We start from the raw sequence: 17341 nt of genomic DNA on the forward strand, positions 1-17341 counted from the left end.
GGCTATAGGTTGCGAACGTAATCTATAGCTTTTTTCCATACAATTGTAAGAGCTTATGAATCAATTCTAAATTCATTAACCCATTTCTTCAGTTGGTCCGCAGGAAAATAAACGCGTCCATTAATAACCATGTGCGGAATTGATGGATAGTCTTTTACTAAAGATGTCGCGTCCTCTTTTAAAATTCCTATGTAACTATGAACTTTATCTTCTCTTATTAATTCTGGTGCACCCCAAAAATGATTGTGATCGTTATCCCAAATTGAGTTTGAAGAGGAAGGGTCTGGATTTTTAAAATTCTTCAATCCACTTCCAATAAAATAGGCTGCTCCGATCATGCCAATCGCTATCCAAAAAGCTCCATTCATTGCACTTGCTCCTTTTTAATTGATTGAATCTCTCCCAAAATTCTGGTCGACTTGTTTGATTTCTTTATCGTTGTGCGTATTGATTACAGTTAGGTCTCCATTCAGTTCATCCATCCCAACAAGTAAGTAAGGATTAGTTAGATCTTCTGTATTAGCCGATTCTTCGACAGTAATAATTGTCTCAGTATCTTGAATATCAATATCGGCCAATAAATAAGCAACGTCCTCATCTCCTGAGAAGATAACAGCCATTTTCTTTCCTTCAGATACATCTTCCACAAAAAACACATTTTCGTTTACATACGCTTGATTCTGAGAATTCCTCAGACCATTGCTTTGTAACTCATGTGCATAGTCATTTTTCAATACCCAGTATCCGTTACCTGCTTCTACGGTCTTTTCTGATCCACTTCCCAGTAAATGACATCCACTCACTAAGACACTAACACTAAGAATAAACACGACCTTTTTCACAAAAAGCCCTCCTAGGTTTAACCTCTATCTTCCTTACTTAAAAATTCAACTAAATTAAGAGAATGATTGTATTTTGCGGCTGCGTCTTGATCTTTCTCTAAAATAACATGTGTTAGATCAATTTGATTGATGCTAGCAATCGCAACGGCATAGTGAATCACATCGGCTAACTCTTTTTCTAGCGAGGCGTCTCCTGAATCTTTCTTTCTTCCTTCAAGACAATTGAGTGCTTCCGCTACTTCACCGACTTCCTCGACAAGTTTGATAAACAAACCTGATGATGTAGCTTTCTCCTCATATTTAGCTGCTAAATAGGCTTGCATTTGTGTAAACGTCAAGTCTTTCATAGACGAACTCCTTCACAATGACATAAAAAAAGGACTTTAATAGCCCTCTCTAACTAGTCTTAGTTATTTCATAAATCATATCATATTTCTGAATTGAGTAACAATATTTCCGATCATGATGACATCGCTGATTTCGCTACCGCTCTTCGGGCAAATTGAAGAAGAGCACGATCCATGTGCTTCCCCGCAATCAATGAAAGGCCAATTGGCAAACCTTCTACATCCATTAATGGGAGCGTCAATTGAGGCGTCTCGGTTAATCCGCTAATCGCCGTTAATTTGAATGTATTCGTTCTGTGCGTTTCGAGCATATCTGCATCTGTATGGATATGAGGTGCAACGTCTGGTGATGTCGGAATCGCGAGCAAACAATCGTCCTTTAAAAGGTCGGTCATTTTTTCTTTAATCACTCTTGCTGTTCGTTCTGCTTGTTCTTGTCCGTCTGCTGGTAATGTGCTCGTCCATTGGAATCGAGCAGCAATATCCTCTGCAAACGTTGGCTTGTTGCTCTCAATCCATTCGCCATGGGTTTGCCAAATTTGATAACCTTGGAGGATACGGAATGTGTTCATATATGTGTCTAGCTTATCGTCTGAAATTGAGGTATAGACTAGCTTTTCTTCTCCTACAAGTGTCTTTAGTTCAGACAAAAAATGCTCTGCAATATGTGGTTGAACAAGTTCTAGCACTTCTTCAGGAACATAAACGGTAGAAAAAGTCATTGTGTTTTCCTGATCAGGCAATAAGGCCGACCCTAACTTTTCGAGGAGGACTGCGGAGCGTGCAAACCATCCAACCGTATCAAAACGACTCGCAAGGGGGATTACACCTTCTAAAGAAATCGCATTATGAGTTGGCCGAAATCCGTACACACCACAATAACTAGCTGGTATTCGAACTGAGCCTGCTGTATCTGTACCAAGTGCAAAATCAACACTGCTGTTCGCCACGGCAACAGCTGATCCACTCGATGATCCTCCTGGAATATGGTCGTTCGCCGCAGGATTTACAGGTGTTCCGTAATGGACATTAACGCCATTCAAACTGAACATCAGCTCATCTGTTACAGTAACGCCAACAAGTGTTGCGCCTTCATGTAAAAGTTTTTGCACGACAGATGCGTGCGCGTTAGCAGCTTCATGTGTCGCAAGCCAATCTGGATTCCCTGCGCTCACATGATGATCACGAATGTGAAAAACATCTTTTACCGCAAACCGAAGATTACGTAACGATCCATCTTGACTATGTTCTGTTAAATTCCATCCTGATTCAATAAAAGCGCCAGAATGTTGCACAACCACTCACTCCTTTTCCTATTCATATCTTTCTTTATTCTATCGTTCAATTTGTTCCACTAACCACAACCTCGTTACAAAACCTAACATGAGAACGAATGGACGCCTTTTCTACAAAAACAGTGTTAACATTCAATCATTTTCCCAACCTCGATCTTTTTTTCCCAACTGTGACAAAAAGCGATCTCTTTTATACTAAACATAGAAGAAAATCTTCTGAGTGCAAACACCATACATGATTGAGGAGGAGAAGACATGAAGAAAATGCTTGGCACATTATCAATCGCAGCATGTGCAACGTTTATCGCAACCTCTTATGTTGGCGCAACAGAAACAGAAGAAGACCTTTCTATAGAACAAGAAGGATGGAACCTCGTTTGGAATGATGAATTTGATGGGGATTCCCTAGATCAATCAAAGTGGCGCTATGATATTGGAAACGGACAACCCAATTTACCAGGTTGGGGCAATGAGGAATTACAATATTACAATGATGATCCAAGAAATGTTCGCGTGGAAAACGGTGAGTTAATTATTGAAGCACATCAAGAACCGATTTCTGATGAATTCGGTAGCTATGAGTATACATCTGGCAAAGTGTTAACAGAAGGACTGTTTAGTCAAACTTACGGGCGATTTGAGGCACGGATGCGTTTACCAGCGGGACAAGGGTTTTGGCCTGCTTTTTGGATGATGCCAGAAAACGATCAATATGGTGGATGGGCTGCTTCAGGGGAAATTGATATTATGGAAAATGCCGGAGGTACACCTTACAAAGTCGGAGGAGCGATCCACTATGGCGGGCCTTGGCCTGAGAATCAATTCCAAGCTGGCGACTATTTCTTTCCTGATGGCACCGATGCCACGGGTTATCACGAATACGCAGTTGAATGGGAACCAGGAGAAATTCGTTGGTACGTTGATGGAAACTTGTATCAAACAATTAATGACTGGTATTCAACAGGTGGCGCGTACCCTGCCCCATTCGACCAAGATTTCCACTTAATCCTTAACCTTGCTGTTGGTGGTTGGTACGGCGGGAATCCAGATGGTTCAACGCCATTCCCATCGACAATGGCTGTTGATTACGTTCGAGTATACGAAAGATAAGTTGCGGAAATGAAGAAAACCCTGCCGAAAAGGTGTTACACCTATTGGCAGGGTTCTCTTCATTCTTTTTCAATTTTGCGGACTGCCTCCATACTCGTATCCACTCTTCGAACAAAGAACGAGAGGATTAAGGCAATGAGCGTCATTCCGAACGCGACATAGAAGGAGAATTGTATCCCTGCGAGAAGCGACTCTTGCATTAATAAGGTTTCATCAACGGTAGCAGGGTCGGTTCCGCTTAGAATAGTTTCTGCTTCACTTGCGGCGACACTGTTCATAATTGTAACCAGGATCGCTGTACCAATTGAACCAGAAACTTGCTGGGCGGTATTATTAATCGCTGTTCCGTGCGGGTTTAAACGCGTCGGCAACTGATTTAAGCCGTTCGTCATGATTGGCATCATGACAAGAGACATCCCTAGCATACGAATACTATAGATCACAACAATCGTTGCGTATGGTGTATCAAGCTGCAAGTTTGCCAACATATACGTTGATACAGCTGTAATGACCAGACCAATTACAGAAATGGTTCGCGGTCCAAATTTATCAAATAACTTACCTGTTACAGGTGACATCAATCCCATAATAATTGCACCAGGCAACATTAATAAGCCTGAGTCTAATGGTGAAATCCCGCGCACGCTCTGGACGTAAGCAGGCGTTAAAATCATACCAGAAAACATGGCTACAGCATTAACTGCCGCAATGACGGATGCCAGCGCAAACATCGGATATTTATACACCCGTAAATCTAAGAGTGGTTCATCCATTCGTAATTGGCGCAAGACAAACGCGACTAGAGAAACAAGACCTACAATTAATGTGGTTAATACCCAAAAATCAGTCCACCCGTCTGCACTTGCAGAACTAAAACCGTAAAGCAAACCACCAAAACCTAAACTAGATAAAACAAGTGATGTGTAGTCTAGATTTGCATCTTTATTTTGTGGCATGACGTTTCCTAGTTTCCATACAGCCAATACAAGGCTAATGATCGAAAGCGGTAAAATCATTTCAAACAGTAAACGCCAATCATAATTTTGTACAATAAAGCCCGAAAGCGTTGGTCCAATGGCAGGAGCCGTTATCATAACGAGGCCAAATACCCCCATTGCTGTTCCTCTTTTTTCACGCGGAAAGCTGATGAGCATGACATTCATTAAGAGTGGGCCCATGACTGAACCCCCAACCGCTTGAACCATTCTTCCAGTTAATAATAACCCGAAGTTAGGAGCAAAGGCTGCTAAAGCCGTTCCAAGTGTAAAGATCGCCATAGCGGCTATATAAAGACGTCGATTCGTAAATCTCGTTAATAAATAAGCAGATGCGGGAATTAACACACCACTAACAAGCATATAACCTGTTGCAAGCCATTGGACTGTAGAATAATCCTCAACACCTAAATCTACCATAATACTTGGTAATGCAACATTTAATAAAGAATTATTTAAGAATGCTACAAATGCACCAACAAATAAGATCCCTATCATCAGATAAGGCGGTTTTTTCAGTTGCATGCTATCGTCCATGCATCGTCACCCTTCTAATCAAAATTCAACACTTAGCTATATTATACCTATGGTACAATATAGTCAATAATTTATACTCATTGTATAAATTGTTTTTTTTCGTCCTACAATTTATACTAATCACATCGGATTATCGCAAGGAGGCTCTAATGAACGAACGAAAGAAACATGTAGCCGAATCTGCTCTTAAACTCTTTCAAGAGAAAGGCATTCAACATACATCGATCCAAGATATTTTAAAAGCGGCCGCTATTTCTAAGGGAACGTTTTATAATTATTTTTCTTCAAAAAACGATTGTGTGGCGGAAATTCTCGAAGATTTGCGGTATGAAGCGAGTCAACGTCGAATCGCCGCGCAAATTGGGAAAGCACGCAATGATCGCACTATTTTCATTGAGCAGATTTCCATTTTAATCAAACTACAAGAGGAAAAGCATCTGTATCGTTTGTTTGAAGCCATTTTGCATTCGAATGAAGCAGATTTAAAAAAACTCGTGTTAAAGCATCGCGTTCATGATATAGAATGGCTATCTGAGCGATTAATTGAAGTACAAGGCGATTCGATTCGATCATTTGCGTTTGAAGGAGTTATTTTGTTTACAGGAATGCTTCAACAAACCTTATTTGTCCATCGCTATACAAATAGTAGTTACCATTTAGAAACGGTCATAGACATTCTTTTATCGTATTTAGAAGAAATTTTGAAGAAAATGGAACGAGAACAGCAATTTTTGCTTAACGATGCAGCCATTCAGCAATTCCGCTTGCAAGTAGAGCATAAAGCCGTCTCAAAACAAGACGTCCTGTCTTATGCAGACTCATTGGATATTGCTCACTTTTATGAAGAACAGAAGGACTTGTTTGATGCCATTCTGGAAGAACTCCATAAAGAACGAATTCGAAAAGCGGTTCTGTTACCTTTATTAAAACCATTCCAAGCGTCTGCACAAGACACGACCATGGAAGAGTCCATTCAGTCGTTCATTAATATGATCTGGTATTATGTACATTCGTATTAAAAAAGAGGTAGCCGGGCATCACTTGCTCGCTACCTCGTCTCATCAATTTTGTTTTGCCACTGTTCCCTCAAACGATCCCTGTACGCTTCAGCATCCTCGCCTTCTTCCATTGGAAAGCCTTCTTCTAATTGTGTACTCATTTCTCGCCATGCGTAATTGTAAGCAAAGTGGTCATATTCCCAGTCGTATAGAAAAGCTTCTAACGATAATCCATGAGCGGAAGCAATCGACTCCATAAACGCTTCATCGATTTGTTCGACTTCTTGTTCAATAAAAGCATGTATGCGTTCTTCGCTCATATCAACATCGTAAATCTCTTCAGCAACATCCAGTGCATCCTGTCGATCTTGATAAGCTTGTTCCGCCTGCGCTACTAGCTCCGCGTCTGATAACGATTCATTAGAAGCAACGAGTAGCCGAACAGCCCACTTCTCAATTCCTTCTTCCAACCCTTCTAGCTCTTCCACATGGTCCATTGCCTGTTCGATTGCCGCAGTTGTTTCCGCTTCTGACATCGGTTCATGCAGTTCTTGCGGATCTTGACTGACTTGTGGAGCCTCGGACCGATGTTGGAAGAACATAAGCCCACCAGATATCAGAACAATCGTCCCAATAACGATTATCCATTTCTTCATTAAACCACCTCTCCATTATTTCTACGATTTCGTCTGGAAAAAGTTTCTATTACGTCCTTATGGGTATATGGTAACAAATAGAAGAAAAGGAGGAAATCCTATGAAAACGATTTTTCCATCTGTTGCGTTCATTTTATTTTTATCTTTTTTAACAGCTTGTACGGTGGAAGAAGAGGAGATAGCATTATTAGAACAAATTCCAACAGTTTCGTTGTTCATTGATAACGAAGAAGTGCCCACCATCCATCGCCCTGTTTGTTGGAATAACTGCTTTAATATAGATCAAAATCTCTCTGTTCACGATGGAGATATTGCCTTACTTGACCCCATACCGGTAACCCATGGTCAGGAGGTAGAGATTGTCGTGAATGATCAGTTCATTGATATTAACAATCCACAAGAGCCCATTTTTTGGTTAGATGTTCACGAAGGCTCGCAGTCGACTTCAGGAATTGAGCTAGAAGATTCGTCTTTTCGCATTGATAGCTTTGGTCCTGAAGTCACCTATCGGGTCTACACTGATTATACAAACGCTGAAGATCAGAGGATTGGCATCGTTATGACGATGATCTTGTTTGAGGTGTCAGGAAATTAAATAAAAAAAGGGTAGCTACCTGTTTCGAGCTACCCTACTCTCCATACAATCGTATAAATACCTCCCCTTCTACTACCGGACGATCGTCTTGCTGACATGCACGGACACTAAATCGAACGGTCTCATCAGAAACCTCATCTGCTCGGGCTTCGAGCGTCACCACATCACCTAGAAAAACCATTCCCCGAAAGCGAATCTGAATCTCTTCCATAAACCCTTCTTCCACATATGGTGTAAACAGTTTTGTTAAATTTCCCATTGTCCACATGCCATGGGCGATAATGCCTGGTAACCCTGCGTTTAACGCTTCGTGGTCATCTTGATGAATCGGGTTATGGTCACCAGAAGCATTCGCATAGGCAATTAAATCTTCACGTGTGACTGGCTCAAGTTTTATAGATGGGAGTGAATCGCCGTTTGTCATCTTCATAAATGTACTCATTAACTCATCGCCTTTCTCACCGCGGCATTGATGATAATCACTTGTTTTGATGAAAAAAGAACGTCTCCATCCACATCTTCACCCGTACTTACTAGTGTGAGGAAACCCATTTTTCCACTCTTTCCTTCCTTCTCCACGTACGCTTCCACTTTTAAAAAACAGTAGACTTCCTCACCAACCATAAGCGGGCGCGTATAATGATACGTTTGCTCCCCGTGAATCAGTCCTTTCTTCGGCAAATTCAACCCTGCAACCTCACCATACTGAAACGTGCGCGGAAACGTCGGTGGGGCGAGGTTTTGTTTAAAGCGGGTTGTCTTTCCGTACGATTCATCGACATAGATAGGGTGAGGGTCACCGATCGCAGTGGCAAACGTGACGACGGCCTCACGGGAAACCGTGTTTTTCACTCGATTCGATTTCTTTCCGATAATTTCTTCAAACATAGCCTTCACTCCTTATGCTTTTGGTCCACCTGCGACATAAATGACCTGTCCGTTTACAAATCCAGAGCGAGGATCAGCAAAAAATGCAACGGTATTCGCAATATCTTCTGGTTTTCCACTTCGAGCAACAGGAATTTTTGCGACACTCGCTTCAATAAGCTGTTCAAATGAAATCCCTAACCGATCCGCGGTGGAACGAGTCATGTCTGTTTCAATAAACCCTGGTGCAATCGCATTTGTCGTAACCCCATATTTCCCGAGCTCAATTGCCATCGTCTTCGTAAAACCTTGCAAGCCTGCTTTTGCTGTTGCATAATTGGCTTGACCACGATTGCCGAGTGCCGATGTCGACGATAAATTAATAATTCGACCGTAAGATTGCTTAATCATATGGGCTTGCGCAATTTGTGTCATAATAAATGCACCTTTTAAATGGACATTCATGACCGTATCCCAATCTTGCTCTGACATTTTATAAAACATTTGATCACGAATAACCCCCGCATTATTGACGAGAATTTCAAGTGACCCGAAACGCTCCATCACCTCTTGAACCGCTTTCGTTACTTGGTCACGATTCGTCACATCTGCTTGGATAGCTTGAACCGTTAAGCCTTTATCTTGTAACGATTGTTCCGCTTCACTCAATGCCTCTTCATTTATATCAAAAATAACGACGTTTGCCCCATCTGTTGCGAGTCGCTCAACAATCGCCTTTCCAATGCCTCGACTACCACCCGTCACAATCGCCGTTTGTCCTTGTAAATGTGACATGTACATCCTCCTCTTTATCCAAACATGGAATGGCCGCCATTAACTGGCAGCACTTGCCCTGTAATCCAATCTGAAGCAGGCGATAGCAAAAATTCCACAGCGCCTGTTACATCAGACGGTTCTCCTAACCGCTTTGCTGGATATTGCTTCATAATTTTCTGGCGTACCTCGTCTTTAAACGGCAAGTCTCCTTTATCAATTAAACCTAGGGAGAGCGTATTACATTGAACGTTATCCCGCCCTATTTCTTGTGCCAGCGACTTCATAAAGCTAATTGCACCATTACGAGCTGCCGCTGAAATGATCAGGTGACGATCTCCTGTCCGTGCAGAATCCCCAACGACTTGAATAAACTTGCCTTCTCCGCGCTCTTTCATTGGTGGAACAAAGGTGTACGCGAGATTCATGACACCGTGTAAACAGACGTCTACTTCTTCGCGCCACTCATCTGGCTTATATTTAAAAAATGATTTTGTTTTCGTATAACCTGCGTTGTTGACGACCATATCCACGTGGCCTAGAGTTTGATCAAGCTCGTTTTTCATTGCTTCCACCTCTGCAAAATGTGCGAGGTTGGCCTTTACTGCACATATCGTAATGTTGACTCTCCTTAGTTCCTCAACAGTCTCGTGGGCTTCTTTTTCAGAGTGATGGTAGTGGAGCGCAATCGTGGCCCCAGCCTCCGCTAGAGCCTGCACAATTGCTCGACCAACCCCTTTTGCACCTCCTGTTACGAGTACGGTTTTCCCGCGTAAATCCATAGGATGCCCTCCTGAAAAATCACTTCATTTCCTTTTGTAATTGGGTTGCGATAATATTCTTTTGGATCTCGGACGTGCCTTCGTAGATGCGCGTAATTCGTGCATCACGATAAAACCGTTCGATCGGGTATTCAGAAATATAGCCAATCCCACCATGAATTTGAACTGCTTTATCAGCCACTCTTCCATAGGTTTCTGAGCCAAAGAGCTTCACCATCGCCGCTTCTTTAATCACTTTCTTCCCTTCGTCGACCATCCAGGCAACCCGGTATGTCATGGAACGCAATGCTTCAATTTCCATCGCCATATCGGCGAGATAATGTTGAATGATTTGTTGTTCAAAAATCGGCTTACCAAACTGTATCCGTTCCTGTGAAAACGTAAGCGATAAATCAAGTAGTTTATCACATGAGCCTAGGTTACGAGCGGCCATCCCTGCGCGGCCATTTGCTAAAATTTTTAACGCATTCATATAACCTTGCCCAACTTCTCCAAGGATGTTCTCAGCAGGAACTACGCAATCTTCAAAGAAAAGTTCCGACGAGTGGGACCCGTGTAAACCCATTTTCTGTTCAATTTTGCCGATAATCAGTCCTGGTGTATCCCTTTCGACAATGAACGACGTAATTCCTTTCGCTCCTTTTGATGGGTCTGTCACAGCCATCACGGTAAAAATACCAGCAATCGGAGCATTCGTAATATAGTGCTTACTTCCATTTAAAATATAGTGATCGCCTTTTTTCACCGCAGTAGTTTTTAGATTGGATGCGTGAGAGCCTGCGCTCGGCTCTGTTAAGGCAAATGCGCCAATCATCTCTCCACTTGCCATCGGCGGTAAGTATTTTTCCTTCTGTTTTTCTGTCCCAAACTCAACAATACCGACGCCACCAATACCTGTATGCCCGCCAATTACAGTCGTATAGCCATTATGGGTCCGACCAATTTCTTCTAGAACCGCGCATTTCCCGACCATACTAAGTCCGAGACCACCATATTGTTCCGGTACACTTAAAGCAAACAAACCCATTTCTTTTGTCTTTTCCATGATATCTGCTGGAATCTCGTTGGTTTCTTCGATCTCCATCGCTCTTGGATCAACTTCGTGGTCAATAAAATCGCGAATCCCCTTTTTTAACAACTGTTCATCTTCCGTTAAATTAAAGTTCAACTGCCTTCACCACATTTCTTTTTTAATCGAATGACTTTCATCACACCATTGTTAAGCCGCCACTGACAGAAAGGGTTTGCCCGGTAATATAGCTTGATTCATCTGATGCAAAGAAACGAACCGCATTGGCAATATCACTCGGTTCTGCAAGACGTCGGAACGGAATCGCCTTTGTTAATGCGGCTGCAATTCCTTCGTTATATGTCCCGATCTCTTGGAATAACGGCGTATCCGCAGGTCCCGGCGCAATACAATTTACATTAATCTTATGTCGAGCCATTTCTCGAGCAAGGGTTTTCGTCAAAGTAATGATGCCGCCTTTTGCTGCTGAATAAACTGCTTCCCCACTTGAGCCAACTCTTCCAGAATCAGAAGCGATGTTAATGACTTTCCCGTAACCGCTTTCAATCATCTTCGGCAAAATTTCTTTACATGTATGAATTTGCCCCATTAAGTTAATCGCGATAATCGTCTGCCACGTACTCGGCTCACTTTTTAAGAATGGTTCAATCTTATCCCAACCTGCATTATTAACGAGTACATCAATTTGACTCGTATGACTCATTGCCTTTTCTACGGCTTGTTGGACACTTTCTAATGATGTCACATCGCAATAAACAGCATACGCCTCGCCTCCCAAATTATGCACGTGCGAGACGGTTTCTTCTGCATTTTCCATATTGACGTCCGTCACGATAATCGTCATGTCTTGCTTTGCCAGCGTTAACGAAATTTCTCTTCCCATTCCTCTTCCAGCACCAGTAACAAATGCGACACGCTTTTCCATACGTTTCCCCTCCATCTTTACGTTTCTTTCATTACCTTTGAAATCTCATCGCGCAAACGATATTTTTGAATTTTGCCGCTAGGCGTTCGCGGAAAATCATCGACAATTTCGACGTGCTCCGGCCAATACTGTTTTGCGACCCCTTTTTCTTTTAAAAACTGTTGGACATCTGCAAGACTTAATGCTGATGCTTCTGTTTTCAAACGGATAAATGCACAGCCTTTTTCTTGTAATCTGGGGTCAGGCATTGCAATAAGCTGGACAATCGCAATATCCGGGTGCTCATAAAGCGCATTTTCCACGTAAGCCACTGGAATATTTTCGCCACCTCGTATAATAATGTCCTTGTTCCTACCAGCAATACGAATATAGCCATCGTCATCCATTACCGCTCGATCCCCTGTTACAAACCAATCAGCTTGAAATTCTTCCAATGTCTTTTCAAGCTGTTTGTAATAGCCAATAAATAAAGCAGGTCCTCGACATAGAAGGTCGCCTTCCGTGTTTCGAGGCACTTCTATTCCGGTTTCATCAACAATCTTTAGTTCCATTCCTTCAAAAGGAACACCGTCTGTCCCTGTAATCTTCTCTTCTTCATCTTCTGGTTTCGTCAGCGTCACTAACCCATCTTCCGTTTGGCCCCAGCCTGCTAGAATCGTAAACGGAACCTTCGCAAATGCTTCTTTAACCAGCGAGCGAGGTAAGGGGGCACCGAGTGCTACAAAGGAATGAAGCGATGCAAGATTGTACGTTTCTACATTTGGATACTGCACAGTATCTTGAAGAAAAGGGGTTGCCCCTGCCGTAAACGTGATTTTTTCTGTCTCGACTAATTTTAAAAATTCACCTGGGTCCCAGATATCTTGATAGATGGCGGTTCCACCATAATGTGTAGGGAGGCGAACGCCATAACCAAAACCGGTTTGATGGGCAAACGTCGACGCCATAAACATGACGTCATCGGCTGTTAAGTGCAGCCGATCAATCCAATAATTCGTCGACACGCATAAAGTATTATGCGTATGCATGACGCCTTTTGGCTGACCTGTTGTGCCCGATGTAAAAATAATTTCCGTCACATCATTTGGATTATGAGTAATCTGCTGTAGGTCAGCGACTGACTTTCTTTCTTCCCACGGCTCATCCATTAATCTAGTAAGCGGTTTCATTGTTTCTGGTACATTTTCCCCTAACACAAAAATCTCTTGAAGGTGCGGCAATGTCGGTTTTAATCGCTCTAGCATCTCCGGATAATGAAATCCACGAAACTCATCAGGAATGACGATCATTTTTGCCTCAACCGTTGAAACCATATGGCCAATTTCACGATCGCGATAAATTGGGACAAGTGGATTTGTAATCGCACCAATTTTACTTGCGGCATAATGGAGAATAATAAATTCATTCCAATTTGGTAGCTGGAGCGAAAGCACATCACCTTTTTGCAAACCATGTTCGAGCAAACCTAGCGCGACACGATCTACCATTCTTCCAAGCTCTTCGTAGGTATAACAACTTTTGTGATCAACGATTGCTCGTTTATGGGGATAGCGTTGAATCGCTTCATCTAAATAATCAATAATTGTTTTATTCGGCCATTTCGATTCGTTGTTTGCAATATACTCTGGAGTCAACAGCGTGTTTTGTTTCACTTGTTTGTCCTCCTACTCACCCTCTAAATTTTTTGAAATCAACGGGTCTTTTTTCTAAAAATGCATTCTTCCCTTCTTCTGATTCGGCCGTATTGTAAAACAATGCTAGATTCGACATGGCAAGCTGTGAGATCCCTTGGATGTTTTGACTATCAGCATTAAACGAAAGCTTTAATACTTTAATCGCTGTTGGGCTCTTCTCAACAATTTTCTCTGCCCACTCTTGAGCAGCTTGCGCTAATTCATTAGCCGGAACTACCTTGTTGACTAATCCCATCTCCTTGCACTCTTCTGCGGAGTATTTCTCACATAAATACCAAATTTCCCGCGCCTTTTTCTCCCCGACAATTCGAGCTAAATAAGCAGAACCAAACCCGGCATCGAAACTCCCTACTTTGGGACCGGTTTGCCCAAATTTAGCTGTATCTGCCGCAATGGTTAAATCACAAATGACATGGAGCACATGACCGCCGCCAATTGCGAAGCCGTTCACTGCCGCGATCACAGGCTTAGGAATATTTCGAATCGTTTGATGCAAGTTTTCCACTTCAAGACCAATGCCACCGCCAAGTCCGCCTTGATAATCGTAGCCACCTTCATCGCCTTTCTCTTTTTGATCTCCACCAACACAAAACGCCTTTTCCCCTGCTCCTGTTAAAATAACCGCTCCGATTCGGTTGTCATCCCATGCATCTCGAAAACTCCAAATGAGCTCTTCAATCGTTCGCGCTCGGAACGCATTGTATACTTCTGGACGATTAATGGTAATCTTTGCAATTCCATTCGCTTTTTCATACTGCACATCTTGTAAGTCCAACTCACGTCACCACCTATAATTGTTTAAAAAACGACCTTCACGCTACTCGATTTAATACGATCGATACTCTTTGCCAATAATGTCTTTGGCAATGACCATTTGGTTCGCCTGTGCGGTCCCGTCGCCGATCTCCAGTCCAATGACATCTCGCAGGCGCTGTTCTAACGGCATTTCTTTTGTATAGGCATAATGTCCATTTAAGAGCAGACATTCATGAATCGCTTCTTGACTATATTTCGGTCCAAGCCATTTCACTGCGGCCGATTCTTTTGAATGCTTTAATCCTTGATCGCGCAACCACAGTCCTCGATACGCTTGCCACCTCACCATATCGAGCTGGGTATAGTGGGTAACAATTGGAAATGAAACACCTTGATACGTGGCAAGCGGTTTTCCGAACGAGTGTCTCATCTTCACATGTTCAATGGTCTCCTCAAGACTTTGCATCGCCGCTCCAACACATTGCAGCCCGATTAATAATCGACTTAAATCAAAGCCGTTCATGACTTGCGCAAATCCCTTCCCCTCTAGCCCAATTAAATATTCTTCTGGTACGACAACATCATGTAAGTAAAGAGAACCTCGACTGACTGGAATATTGCCTAAATCCTCATACCCTTTTGTTTCTAACCCTTTTAAATCAGCTGGGACGATAAAAGCCGATATGCCGCGATTCCCGAGCTCTGGATTTGTTTTCGCAAAAATGATAAATGCATCGCCTGAAGTCGCAACACTAATTCCAGATTTTTCGCCGTTTAACACGTACGCGCCATCTTTATAAACAGCCGTCGTTTTAATTCCGCCAGCATCGGTGCCAGCAGACGGTTCTGTAATTGCAATACCGACAATACTCTCACCTGAAGCGATTTTCGGGAGCCATTCTTTTTTTATCGTGTCACTAGCATGTGTCGCAATAATTTCGCCAATCAGTGCATTAAGCATTACAGCATAGGTTAGATTAAAATCGCCTTTTCCAATCTCTTCGGCTGCAATACCTGTTGTGACGCAATCTGCACCGCTGCCTCCATACTCTTCAGGTATCCGTAGCCCATTGACTCCTAGCTCACCTAACTTTTTCCACAAATGTTTTGGCGTAACGCCTTCTCGGTCCCATCGTGTATAGTTTGGCAGCAGCTCTTCTTTCGCAAACTCTCGCAACATTTTAGCGAAATACTGCTGTTCTTCATTGAATGAAAAGTCCATCTCTATCATCTCCTTCTCTCTCTTCTTGCAAAAGTTATGCCAACGAAAACGTCTATACAGACCTTACTCGTTCAGCGTCTCCCTTTCGCACCTCTGCATCTATTCGCAATTATGCGAAACAAAATTGCGAAAAAGCGAAGTTATGTAAAAACGTGCACAAGCCGAGTTGGTTGTACACGTTAATCTTTTATTTGATATTTTGACAGTTTTCGATATAAGCTTGCGAGGTGAATCCCTAATAGACGTGCGGCCGTTGTCCGATCCCCTTCAGCTTGTTTCAAAGCTTTACGGATTGCGTTCTCCTCAGCGCGTCTCACTTCATCTTCTAATGAATAAAGTGGTTGATCCGTGTCTACCTCTACTGGTTGTGAAAGCATCGGCTCAACAGGTCGCTTTAGTACATGCCCATTTGTTAAATTCATCGCCCGTTCAATATACGCTTTTAACTCTCGCACATTTCCTGGCCACTCATAATGGAGCATCCATTGCTGCATCTCCATATCAATTGATTCAACCTGCAAGCCTAATCGGTCGTTAAATATAGCGACAAACGACTCCGCCAAAAGCAAGATGTCTTCTTTCCGCTGACGTAGCGCAGGAATTTTCAAATCAAATACGTATAGCCGATAAAACAAATCTTGGCGGAACTTACCTTCGTGGACGAGCATACTCAAATCACGGTTCGTCGCCGCTATAATTCGAATATCTACATTCTTACTACTCGTACCCCCAAGCCGTTCAATCTCTCGCTCTTGCAAAACCCGCAGCAGTTTTCCTTGTGCTGCATAAGGAAGCTCTGAAATTTCGTCCAAAAACAAGGTCCCGTGCTGCGCTAACTCGACTTTTCCCGGCTTCCCTTCCCTTTTCGCTCCGCTAAACGCACCACCTTCATAGCCAAACACTTCTGACTCAAACAAATCAGCAGGAATGGCTGCACAATTGACTGCGACGAATGGATCATGTTTGCGTGTGCTTAACCCGTGTATGGCTTGCGCAAACAGTTCTTTCCCTGTTCCACTTTCACCAGTAAGCAATACGGTCGATTGGCTCGTCGCAATTCGCGCAGCTAATTCCTTCACCTGCTCCATGGATTCGCTCTCACCAAGCACTTCTGAAAAACTATATTTGCTTCGCCTTGACTGATTTTTCTTTTTCGATGTGCTCTCAATCGCATTCATAAATGGCATTAATTCAACATGCGTGACCTCGTCTTGACGGATAAGCACATGATACTGCCTATGCTGGTCAAGATGAACGACTCGAATGAGGCATGCGTAGCCAGTTATACGACCAAAGAAGACATGTTTAGGCTTTCGGCTGCTCGGATCACGAATGAGCTCCCTCGCCGGCACCCCAAGCCATTCATCTTTTACGATCTGAAAAGTTGCGCACAACTCATCACTAAGAAAAACAATTTGACTATGTTCATTCGTCTCAATGTAACCCCAATCAACCTTGCGCTCTGTCGTAGTAAGCATGTTTTTCACATCAATCACCTAGAACAAGAATGACAATTTGACCTTTAATCACTTCATTGCCTTGATCGTTGGAACAAATCACTTTTTGCGTAATCCAACTGCGCTCTTCATGGATATCAATAATTTCGAGCTCAGCGGTAATCACATCACCTACATGCACAGGTCGATAAAACACAAGCTCTTTCTGCAACAAAACACACGCTTTACCAGGTAGTTTTTCGCTTACGACTTGGGTGATTAGACCTTCCGCCAATAATCCCGGCACAATCGGTTGATTATAATACGTTTTCCACACATCTTGATCGGAGTTGTACACAGGACTATAATCATTGGTCAGCTCTTTGCAAACCCTTACATCTTCATCCGAAAACGTACGCTGTAATCGCGCAATCTGCCCAATGAATAAATCAGCTACTAGACTCGTCATCACCTAACCAC

General features: G+C 42.8%; 20 protein-coding genes. 3 read left to right on the plus strand and 17 right to left on the minus strand.

All coding sequences use genetic code 11. The features are described from left to right. Window positions 1-53: 53 nt before the first annotated feature. The 4 genes from ACE1TH_RS10870 to ACE1TH_RS10885 all read right to left on the minus strand — a co-directional run bounded on the left by ACE1TH_RS10870 (window position 54) and on the right by ACE1TH_RS10885 (window position 2484). Window positions 54-368 carry a DNA-binding protein gene (locus ACE1TH_RS10870; protein ID WP_099302451.1) on the minus strand — a complete coding sequence of 105 codons (315 nt, stop codon included), beginning with the start codon at window positions 366-368 and terminating at the stop codon, window positions 54-56. Between the two features lie 15 nt (window positions 369-383). After that, a complete protein-coding gene (locus tag ACE1TH_RS10875; RefSeq protein ID WP_099302452.1) occupies window positions 384-842 on the minus strand; it encodes a hypothetical protein in 459 nt (152 codons plus the stop codon). Window positions 843-859: 17 nt separating this feature from the next. After that, the gene (locus ACE1TH_RS10880; protein WP_099302453.1) at window positions 860-1189 is read right to left on the minus strand and encodes a MazG nucleotide pyrophosphohydrolase domain-containing protein; all 330 of its coding nucleotides are present in this window, start codon (window positions 1187-1189) and stop codon (window positions 860-862) included. A 113-nt stretch (window positions 1190-1302) separates the two neighbouring features. Beyond that, window positions 1303-2484, minus strand: a complete 1182-nt coding sequence (locus ACE1TH_RS10885) for an amidase (RefSeq protein WP_099302454.1) — start codon at window positions 2482-2484, stop codon at window positions 1303-1305. A 255-nt stretch (window positions 2485-2739) separates the two neighbouring features. Between ACE1TH_RS10885 and ACE1TH_RS10890 the strand changes: the two genes are divergently transcribed. Beyond that, window positions 2740-3594, plus strand: coding sequence for a glycoside hydrolase family 16 protein (locus ACE1TH_RS10890; protein ID WP_375078952.1), 855 nt, complete (start codon window positions 2740-2742; stop codon window positions 3592-3594). 59 nt (window positions 3595-3653) lie between these two features. Here ACE1TH_RS10890 and ACE1TH_RS10895 read toward each other — a convergent pair whose 3' ends face one another. Continuing rightward, window positions 3654-5126: a DHA2 family efflux MFS transporter permease subunit gene (locus ACE1TH_RS10895; protein ID WP_375078953.1), complete on the minus strand. Its 1473-nt coding sequence runs from the start codon at window positions 5124-5126 to the stop codon at window positions 3654-3656. Between the two features lie 149 nt (window positions 5127-5275). On the opposite strand from ACE1TH_RS10895, the gene ACE1TH_RS10900 reads away from it, so the two are divergent. After that, window positions 5276-6145 (plus strand): TetR/AcrR family transcriptional regulator, encoded by an 870-nt coding sequence (locus tag ACE1TH_RS10900; RefSeq protein ID WP_375078954.1) that lies wholly within the window; start codon window positions 5276-5278, stop codon window positions 6143-6145. A gap of 29 nt (window positions 6146-6174) precedes the next feature. Here the strand turns inward: ACE1TH_RS10900 and ACE1TH_RS10905 are convergent, their stop codons facing one another. Then, window positions 6175-6780, minus strand: a complete 606-nt coding sequence (locus ACE1TH_RS10905; protein ID WP_375078955.1) for a hypothetical protein — start codon at window positions 6778-6780, stop codon at window positions 6175-6177. Window positions 6781-6880: 100 nt separating this feature from the next. Between ACE1TH_RS10905 and ACE1TH_RS10910 the strand changes: the two genes are divergently transcribed. Then, window positions 6881-7375 (plus strand): hypothetical protein, encoded by a 495-nt coding sequence (locus ACE1TH_RS10910; protein WP_375078956.1) that lies wholly within the window; start codon window positions 6881-6883, stop codon window positions 7373-7375. Between the two features lie 34 nt (window positions 7376-7409). Here the strand turns inward: ACE1TH_RS10910 and ACE1TH_RS10915 are convergent, their stop codons facing one another. The 11 genes from ACE1TH_RS10915 to ACE1TH_RS10965 all read right to left on the minus strand — a co-directional run bounded on the left by ACE1TH_RS10915 (window position 7410) and on the right by ACE1TH_RS10965 (window position 17330). Continuing rightward, window positions 7410-7817 carry a MaoC/PaaZ C-terminal domain-containing protein gene (locus ACE1TH_RS10915; RefSeq protein WP_375078957.1) on the minus strand — a complete coding sequence of 136 codons (408 nt, stop codon included), beginning with the start codon at window positions 7815-7817 and terminating at the stop codon, window positions 7410-7412. Continuing rightward, complete coding sequence (locus ACE1TH_RS10920; RefSeq protein ID WP_375078958.1) at window positions 7817-8263, minus strand: MaoC family dehydratase N-terminal domain-containing protein; 447 nt, start codon at window positions 8261-8263, stop codon at window positions 7817-7819. The genes ACE1TH_RS10915 and ACE1TH_RS10920 overlap by 1 nt, the downstream gene beginning before the upstream one ends. Window positions 8264-8275: 12 nt before the next feature. Then, complete coding sequence (locus ACE1TH_RS10925) at window positions 8276-9037, minus strand: SDR family NAD(P)-dependent oxidoreductase (RefSeq protein ID WP_255224671.1); 762 nt, start codon at window positions 9035-9037, stop codon at window positions 8276-8278. 14 nt (window positions 9038-9051) lie between these two features. Further along, a complete protein-coding gene (locus ACE1TH_RS10930; protein WP_375078959.1) occupies window positions 9052-9798 on the minus strand; it encodes an SDR family NAD(P)-dependent oxidoreductase in 747 nt (248 codons plus the stop codon). A 19-nt stretch (window positions 9799-9817) separates the two neighbouring features. Continuing rightward, entirely contained in the window at window positions 9818-10966 is a 1149-nt protein-coding gene (locus ACE1TH_RS10935; RefSeq protein ID WP_375078960.1) for an acyl-CoA dehydrogenase family protein, read from the minus strand. Between the two features lie 40 nt (window positions 10967-11006). Then, window positions 11007-11753, minus strand: coding sequence for an SDR family NAD(P)-dependent oxidoreductase (locus ACE1TH_RS10940; RefSeq protein WP_099302466.1), 747 nt, complete (start codon window positions 11751-11753; stop codon window positions 11007-11009). 17 nt (window positions 11754-11770) lie between these two features. Next, window positions 11771-13405 (minus strand): AMP-binding protein, encoded by a 1635-nt coding sequence (locus tag ACE1TH_RS10945; RefSeq protein ID WP_375078961.1) that lies wholly within the window; start codon window positions 13403-13405, stop codon window positions 11771-11773. 16 nt (window positions 13406-13421) lie between these two features. Then, on the minus strand, window positions 13422-14222 hold the full coding sequence (gene menB, locus ACE1TH_RS10950; RefSeq protein ID WP_099302470.1) for a 1,4-dihydroxy-2-naphthoyl-CoA synthase: 801 nt from the start codon (window positions 14220-14222) through the stop codon (window positions 13422-13424). Window positions 14223-14273: 51 nt separating this feature from the next. After that, window positions 14274-15425 carry an acyl-CoA dehydrogenase family protein gene (locus ACE1TH_RS10955; protein ID WP_375078962.1) on the minus strand — a complete coding sequence of 384 codons (1152 nt, stop codon included), beginning with the start codon at window positions 15423-15425 and terminating at the stop codon, window positions 14274-14276. Between the two features lie 179 nt (window positions 15426-15604). Further along, the gene (locus tag ACE1TH_RS10960) at window positions 15605-16903 is read right to left on the minus strand and encodes a sigma-54 interaction domain-containing protein (protein ID WP_375078963.1); all 1299 of its coding nucleotides are present in this window, start codon (window positions 16901-16903) and stop codon (window positions 15605-15607) included. 10 nt (window positions 16904-16913) lie between these two features. After that, window positions 16914-17330, minus strand: a complete 417-nt coding sequence (locus ACE1TH_RS10965; RefSeq protein ID WP_099302476.1) for a hotdog family protein — start codon at window positions 17328-17330, stop codon at window positions 16914-16916. Between the last annotated feature and the right edge of the window lie 11 nt (window positions 17331-17341).

Origin of the sequence: Shouchella sp. JSM 1781072 (genome assembly GCF_041949915.1) — a bacterium.
Taxonomy (GTDB): domain Bacteria; phylum Bacillota; class Bacilli; order Bacillales; family Bacillaceae_D; genus Shouchella.